Raw genomic sequence first — 4,172 nt, 5'->3', positions numbered from 1 at the left:
GATCAAGACTTACGGCTGACGAATACCTGAAAATTTATCAAGCAGCAGAATCATCACCATGTTGGCTTAGACTTGCAATGGAACTGGCTGTTGTTACCGGGCAGCGAGTTGGTGATTTATGCGAAATGAAGTGGTCTGATATCGTAGATGGCTATCTTTATGTCGAGCAAAGCAAAACCGGCGTAAAAATTGCCATCCCAACAACATTGCATGTTGATGCTCTTGGGATATCAATGAAGGAAACACTAGATAAATGCAAAGAGATTCTTGGCGGAGAAACCATAATTGCATCTACTCGTCGTGAACCGCTTTCATCCGGCACAGTATCAAGGTATTTTATGCGCGCACGAAAAGCATCAGGTCTTTCCTTCGAAGGGGATCCGCCTACCTTTCACGAGTTGCGCAGTTTGTCTGCAAGACTCTATGAGAAGCAGATAAGCGATAAGTTTGCTCAACATCTTCTCGGGCATAAGTCGGACACCATGGCATCACAGTATCGTGATGACAGAGGCAGGGAGTGGGACAAAATTGAAATCAAATAATGATTTTATTTTGACTGATAGTGACCTGTTCGTTGCAACAAATTGATAAGTAATGCTTTTTTATAATGCCAACTTAGTATAAAAAAGCAGGCTTCAACGGATTCATTTTTCTATTTCATAGCCCGGAGCAACCTGTGAACACATTTTCAGTTTCCCGTCTGGCGCTGGCATTGGCTTTTGGCGTGACGCTGACCGCCTGTAGCTCAACACCACCCGATCAACGTCCTTCTGATCAAACTGCGCCTGGTACCTCTTCTCGCCCGATTCTGTCGGCAAAAGAAGCGCTGAATTTCGATGCGCAACACTATTTTGCATCCCTGACACCAGGTGCTGCAGCGTGGAATCCGTCCCCGATAACCCTGCCTGCGCAACCTGACTTTGTTGTCGGCCCGGCGGGTACTCAAGGTGTAACGCATACCACGATTCAGGCGGCGGTAGATGCGGCAATTATCAAGCGCACCAACAAGCGCCAGTATATTGCCGTGATGCCTGGTGAGTATCAGGGAACGGTGTATGTCCCTGCTGCTCCAGGTGGAATCACTCTGTACGGTACAGGTGAAAAACCGATTGATGTGAAGATTGGGCTTTCCCTTGATGGGGGCATGAGCCCTGCCGACTGGCGTCACGACGTCAACCCGCGCGGCAAATATATGCCAGGTAAACCAGCGTGGTATATGTACGATAGCTGCCAGAGCAAACGCAGCGACAGTATCGGTGTTCTGTGTTCTGCGGTCTTCTGGTCACAAAACAATGGACTGCAACTGCAAAATCTGACCATCGAAAACACGCTGGGCGATAGCGTAGATGCAGGTAACCATCCGGCGGTAGCACTGCGTACTGACGGTGACCAGGTACAGATTAACAACGTTAACATTCTCGGTCGTCAGAACACCTTCTTTGTCACCAACAGCGGTGTGCAGAACCGTCTGGAAACCAACCGTCAGCCGCGTACGCTGGTGACCAACAGCTATATTGAAGGGGATGTGGATATCGTTTCTGGTCGCGGCGCAGTGGTGTTCGATAACACCGAATTCCGCGTGGTGAACTCACGTACCCAGCAAGAAGCATATGTGTTTGCACCGGCTACGCTGTCTAACATCTATTACGGTTTCCTCGCCGTAAACAGCCGTTTCAATGCTTCCGGTGATGGCGTGGCGCAACTGGGCCGCTCGCTGGATGTTGATGCTAATACCAACGGTCAGGTGGTGATCCGTGATAGCGCCATCAACGAAGGCTTTAACACGGCTAAACCGTGGGCCGATGCGGTGATCTCTAATCGTCCGTTTGCGGGTAATACCGGCAGCGTAGATGATAACGACGAAATACAGCGCAATCTGAATGACACTAACTACAACCGCATGTGGGAATACAATAACCGCGGCGTGGGCAGCAAAGTGGTTGCAGAGGCGAAGAAGTAAGAGCTATTAACTATTTGCCGGATGCGGCGTAAACGCCTTATCCGGCCTACGGTTCGATGCGATTTGTAGGTCGGATAAGATGCGCCAGCATCGCATCCGACAATAAGTGCCGAATGCGACCTACATTCACATGGCGCTTTTTACATCTGACGGTTTTTATTGAAGTTAATCAAACTACCCGCCTTGATAATCTCGCGCTCTTCAGCCGTCAGGCTTTCCATGTAAAGCGTAATTTCCGTTACCGGCGCATCTTCATGGATCACATAACCTTTAAACGTCGTACCCGGATTATCCAGCGCCGCTTTAATGCCAGGGATGTAAATGTAATCCCCCACTTCAAAGGTTGGCACTTCCGCCATCTGCAGCGGTAACATCCCCCAGTTGATGACGTTAGAACGGTAGCGTTTAGTCGCGTACTCCTCGGCAATATTCGCCAGACCGCCAATCACACGCTGGCAGCTCGCCGCCTGTTCACGCGCAGAACCATCGCCTGGTTTCACCGCATAGACCATGCTGCCAATTTCAGTTTGCAGCGAATCAATATGCTCCTGACCAGCAATCTGCTTAATGCGCGCAAACACCTCTGTCAGCTCGCTGACATTCCCCGCCAGACCAATCGGATTTGAACGATAAGAAGAGGTTTCACCGGAAGGAATCAGTTCGTCGGTGGTGGTGACTTCGTCGAGGATCTTCGAGCACACTTTCAGGACGATATTGTCAGTCAGCGCACCCAATTCCGGCCAGTCTTTAATGTTCGGTCCGTAAATCAGCGGTTGCTGAGTTGCCCCTTTCACAAAGCCCTGATAAACACGGTTTTTATACGGCGTTACATCGAAGGCGTACTCCGGCACGTTGTCCCAGCAATCAAGTTCGCTGGCAGAGGTTAAATAGCCACCGTTTGCCGCAGTCGCAGCGATAGAACGAGCGTCCATCAACGCCACCGCTGACATCTGCCCATTGGCTGGCTTAGAGCCTTCGCGGTTCGGGAAGTTACGCGTGGTGTGGCGAATACTCAAACCGTTGTTGATTGGCGTATCGCCCGCGCCAAAGCATGGGCCACAGAATGCGGTTCTGATGATTGCGCCTGCGCCAATCAAATCTGCTACCACACCTTTTTTGGCGAGATCCATAAACACCGGCTGTGATGACGGGTAAACCGCCAGCGAGAAGGTGTCATTGCCACAGGATTGACCGCGCAGTGCATTCGCCGCCGCGATGACGTTTTCGTAGTTACCGCCAGAACAGCCCGCGATAATCCCCTGCTGCACTTTCAGGCGACCATTTTCCACTTTATCCAGCAGCGAGAGTTTGGCTTTACCGTGCGCCACGCGTTCGGACTCAATTTCAATCTCACGCAGAATGTCGGTCAGGTTCTGGTTCAGTGTGTCGATTTCATACACGTTGCTCGGGTGGAACGGCAGCGCAATCATTGGTTTGATGGCGCTTAAATCAACGCTGATGCAGCCATCGTAGTACGCCATCGGTTGAGGGTTAAGCTGGTAGTAATCCTGGCCGCGACCGTGCAGCGCCAGCCAGTTATGCACTTCTTCATCAGTTTGCCAGACGGAGCTTAAACAGGTGGTTTCCGTGGTCATCACGTCAACGCTGTTACGGAAATCGGTAGAGAGCGCGCTAACGCCCGGTCCAACGAACTCCATGACTTTGTTTTTGACGTAACCGTTTTTGAACACCGCGCCAATGATAGCCAGCGCCACATCCTGTGGCCCCACATACGGCGCAGGTTTTCCGGTCAGATGCACCGCAACCACGCCCGGATAGTCGATATCCTAGGTGTCATTAAGCAGCTGTTTTACCAACTCACCGCCACCCTCACCGACTGCCATTGTCCCTAATGCACCGTAACGGGTGTGGCTGTCTGACCCGAGGATCATTTTGCCCCCGCCAGCCATCATCTCACGCATATATTGATGGATGACCGCAATATGCGGAGGCACAAAAATACCGCCATAACGCTGAGCTGCCGATAAACCAAAAACATGGTCATCACCGTTAATGGTGCCGCCGACGGCGCAGAGTGAGTTATGGCAGTTGGTCAGCACATACGGCAGCGGGAAACGTTCCATTCCGGACGCTTTAGCGGTCTGTACAATACCAACAAAGGTAATATCGTGAGAGGAATGAATCAAACTTAATTTTAAGTTTATCCATATTTCCGGACGTATTATGAGAAGAGAGAATAGACCAGGCAATA

Annotated in this window: 2 protein-coding genes and 1 pseudogene; 2 read left to right on the top strand and 1 reads right to left on the bottom strand. The window is 50.9% G+C overall.

Annotated features, from left to right (window positions below; translation table 11 throughout):
* The coding region (locus tag ACUU1M_RS19105) for a tyrosine-type recombinase/integrase (protein ID WP_375054551.1) at nucleotides 1-542 on the top strand (542 nt) is incomplete at its 5' end.
* A 134-nt stretch (nucleotides 543-676) separates the two neighbouring features.
* Nucleotides 677-1,960, top strand: coding sequence for a putative acyl-CoA thioester hydrolase (locus ACUU1M_RS19100; protein ID WP_001091541.1), 1,284 nt, complete (start codon nucleotides 677-679; stop codon nucleotides 1,958-1,960).
* A gap of 140 nt (nucleotides 1,961-2,100) precedes the next feature.
* Here ACUU1M_RS19100 and ACUU1M_RS19095 read toward each other — a convergent pair.
* Nucleotides 2,101-4,171: pseudogene (locus ACUU1M_RS19095) on the bottom strand (hydratase).
* Between the last annotated feature and the right edge of the window lies 1 nt (nucleotide 4,172).

It is taken from the genome of Shigella sp. SIG6, assembly GCF_053555815.1.
This window is presented reverse-complemented; position numbering and strand designations above follow the sequence as displayed.